Origin of the sequence: Azohydromonas aeria (assembly GCF_009760915.1) — a bacterium.
GTDB classification, from domain to species: domain Bacteria; phylum Pseudomonadota; class Gammaproteobacteria; order Burkholderiales; family Burkholderiaceae_C; genus Azohydromonas; species Azohydromonas aeria.
The window spans coordinates 1-3,857 of sequence record NZ_VIDQ01000159.1 but is presented as its reverse complement, the minus strand read 5'-3'; the positions used below and the strand labels follow the sequence as shown (position 1 = coordinate 3,857).

The window sequence follows — 3,857 nt, the reverse complement described above, 5'->3', positions numbered from 1 at the left end:
GAGGCGGCGGCGGCGGTGGAGGCGGGGGCGGCGGCGGGGCCGGCCTGGGCTCGTCGAGCAGCAGCGCCGTCACCGGCGCCTGCACCACGTCCACCACCTTGCGCGCCAGCCCGGTGACCAGGGCGTAACCCAGGAGCAGGTGCATCAGCACCACGGCCGCGATGCCGGCCAGGTGGCGTGCGGGGTTGCGTTGCTGGCGGGCGAAATCCACGGGAGTCGGGCGGCTGGGGGCCGGGAAAACAGCTGCGAAAGGACGGCGAAAAGGTCGGCTGGGGCGCACCCCCCAAAGGGCGGCACGCGGCCAAAGCGGGGCACTATAGCTTGTGCCCCTTCCGGGGGATTGCGGCAGGCGGGATGGAACGCCCCGCGGCGCAGGCATGATCACTGCCCGCACCGCAGACCACCGATGAACCCGGGACTTCCCCAGAACAGACCGGCAGTTGTGCAGGCCGGCACCCTTTGATGAATCCAAACCCTTCGCGCACCGGCCTCTGGGGACCGCTGCTGCTGCTCGCCGCCCTCACGCTGCTGCTGACCGTGCTGGGCGTGCGCACCCTCTACCAACAGGACGAGGCGCGCGAGGCCGCGCGCCTGGAGGCCGTGGCCGAGCTGCGCGCCGGGCAGGTGGCGAACTGGCTGGAGGACACGCGCCGCGCCGCGCGCTTCCTGGGCATCAGCCGCCCGCTGGCCGACCTCTTCGCGCAGTGGCGCCAGCAGGGCGACCTGGACGCGCGCGAGGTGTTCCGCGAGCGGGTGCTGGCCTACCGGCAGGTCATCGCCGCCGCCGACGTGCTGCTGGTGGACCCGCAGGGCCGGGTGCTGCTGCACCAGGACGAGAGCGCCGAGCCCGCGCCCGCGCCGGTGCTGGCCGCGGCGCTGCAGCGCGCGCTGGCCAGCGGCGAGGTGCAGCACAGCGGCCTGTACGCCCAGGGCAACCACGCCCTGCCGCTGCGCATCGACGTGGTCGCGCCGCTGACCTACACCGGCACGCCGGTGCAGGCACTGCTGGTGTTTCGCATCGATCCGCGCACCCAGCTCTACCCGCTGCTGGCGCGCTGGCCCGTGCCCACCGAGACGGCCGAGACGGTGCTGTGGCGCCGCGACGGCAACGACGCCGTGGCGCTGACGCCGCTGCGCGCCGACGCGCAGGCCGCGCTGCAGCTGCGCCGGCCGCTGGCCCAGCCCGACTGGCTGCTCAACCCGGTGATGCAGCAGGCCTCCGCGCCCAGCCGCGTGGCTGGCCTCAACGACTACCGCGGCACGCCCGTGCTGGCCGCCTGGCGCACCGTGCCGGGCACGGACTGGGTGCTGGTGGCCAAGATCGACAGCACCGAGGCGCTGGCGCCCACGCAGCGCCTGGCCGCCACCATCGCCGCGGCGGCGGCCGCGCTGCTGGCCACCGCCGCCGCGGCGCTGTACCTGCAGCGCCAGCGCCGCACGCTGGAGGCCTCGCAGCGCGTGGCCGCGGCGCAGCAGGAGCGGCTGCGCGCGCTGTCGCTGCTGGAGGCCGTCTCCGAGAACTCCACCGACGCCATCTTCGCCAAGGATCTCAACGGCAAGTACCTGCTGGCCAACCGCGAGACGCTGCGGGTGCTGGGCCACCCGGCCGACGTGGTGCTGGGCCGCGGCGACGCCGAGCTGATACCGGCCGCGGAGGCGGCGCGGGTGTGCGCCATCGACGCGAGCGTGCTGGCCCAGGGCCGCGTCGCCACCGGGCTGGAGCAGTTCCAGAGCCCGCACGGCGAGCGCACCTTCCTGACCACCAAGGGGCCGCTGCGCGACGGGCAGGGCCAGGTCATCGGCCTGTTCGGCGTGGCGCGCGACATCACCGAGCTGCATGCCGCGCAGGACCGGCTGCGCCGGCTGTCGCTGGCGGTGGAGCAGAGCCCCAACGGCGTCCTCATCACCGACCGGCACGGGCAGGTGCTCTACGCCAACGCGGCCTGTGCCCAGTTCCTGGGCGAGCCGGCCGAGGGCCTGGCCGGGCGCAGCCTGCGCGAGGTGGGCGGACTGGAAACCGGTGCCGACGGGCTGTGGCCCGCGGTGGAGGCGGGCACGGCCTGGACGGGCGAGCTGCGCCTGGAAAGCCACGGCGGGCGCGCGCACGACCTGCGCGTGCGCCTGGTGCCGATCCAGCACCCCGAGGGGCGCGAGCCGGAGCGGCTGTTCGTGTTCGAGGACGTCACGGCGCTGCGCCAGCAGGCCGCGGAGCTGGCGCGGCACCGCGACGAGCTGGAGCGGCGCGTGCTGGAGCGCACGCGCCAGCTGGAGGAGGCCAACGTGGCGCTGCGCGTGCAGGCCGAGGAGGTGTCCGCGCTCTACAACCAGGCGCCCTGCGGCTACCACTCGACCAATGCCGAGGGCATCTTCGTCGCCATCAACGACACCGAGCTGGCCATGCTCGGCTATGCGCGCGAGGAGGTCGTCAACAAGCTCGGCCTGCCCGACCTGATCACGCCGGCGCAGCGCCCGCTGTTCGCGCAGTACCGCTCGCAGCTGGAGCGGCTGGGCATGCTGCGCGGGCTGGAGTACGACCTGCTGCGCAAGGACGGCAGCGTGCTGCCGGTGGTGGTGGACGTGGCGGCGGAAGTCGATGCGCAGGGCCGGCTGCTGCGCACCCGCGCCACCATGTTCGACAACCGCGAGCGCAAGGCGCGCGAGGCGCAGATCCACGCCCTGACGGCGCGGCTGGCGCAGCGCGCCGACGAGGCCGAGGCGGCGAACCGGGCCAAGAGCGCCTTCCTGGCCAACATGAGCCACGAGATCCGCACGCCGCTCAACGCCGTCATCGGGCTGACGCACCTGCTCAGCCGCGACCAGCCCACGCCGGTGCAGGCCGAGCGCCTGGCCAAGATGGAGGACGCCGCGCAGCACCTGCTGGCCGTGATCAACGACGTGCTCGACCTCTCCAAGATCGAGTCCGGCAAGCTGGAGCTGGAGAGCGTCGATTTCCGGCTCGACGAGCTGCTCTCGCGCAGCTGCGCGCTGGTGGCCGACCGGGCGCGGCAGAAGGACCTGGAGCTGGTCGTGGACGGCACCGGGCTGCCCGACGCGCTGCACGGCGACCCGACGCGGCTGTCGCAGGCGCTGGTGAACCTGCTGGCCAACGCCGTGAAGTTCACCGAGCACGGCGTGGTGCTGCTGCGCGCCGAGGCGCTGCAGCGCGACGGCGACACGGTGCTGGCGCGCTTCGAGGTGCGCGACACGGGCATCGGCATCACGGCGGCGCAGCAGGCGCAGCTCTTCAATGCCTTCGAGCAGGCCGACAGCTCCACCACGCGGCGCTTCGGCGGCACGGGGCTGGGGCTGGCCATCACGCGGCGGCTGGTGCGGCTCATGGGCGGGGAGATCGGCGTGGACAGCGTGCCGGGCCAGGGCAGCCGCTTCTGGTTCACGCTGCCGCTGGGCGTGGCCCGGGGCGCGCCCGCGCCGCTGCCGCCGCAGCTGCAGGGCCGGCGCGCGCTGCTGGTGGACGACCTGCCCGAGGCGCGCGAGGCGCTGGAGCAGATGCTGCGCAGCATGGGGCTGCGCGTGGACCTGGCCGCCGACGGGCGCCAGGCGCTGCAGGCCGTGCAGGCCGCGCAGCAGCGCCACGAGCCCTACGAGCTGCTGCTCATCGACTGGCAGATGCCGGAGCTCGACGGGGTGCAGACGCTGCAGCAGCTGCGCCGCATGGGCGGCGAGCTGCCGCCGAGCCTGCTGGTGACGGCGCACGACCCGGACGTGGCCGAGCCCGCGGCGCAGCGGGCCGGCTTCTCGGCGGTGCTGATGAAGCCGGTGACGGCCTCGACGCTGCTGGACCGGCTGGTGCAGCTGCCGCTGGCCGCGCCGCCGCGGCCGGCGCCGGCGGCCCCGGC

The 3,857-nt window shown here is 74.6% G+C and carries 1 protein-coding gene and 1 pseudogene; one reads left to right on the top strand and one right to left on the bottom strand.

All coding sequences use genetic code 11. The features are described 5' to 3' along the window. Window positions 1–211: pseudogene (locus FJ694_RS35960) on the bottom strand (energy transducer TonB); the annotation flags it as partial. 251 nt (window positions 212–462) lie between these two features. On the opposite strand from FJ694_RS35960, the gene FJ694_RS35955 reads away from it, so the two are divergent. Continuing rightward, on the top strand, window positions 463–3,857 hold a 3,395-nt coding region (locus tag FJ694_RS35955), incomplete at its 3' end, for a PAS domain-containing protein (RefSeq protein ID WP_157272315.1).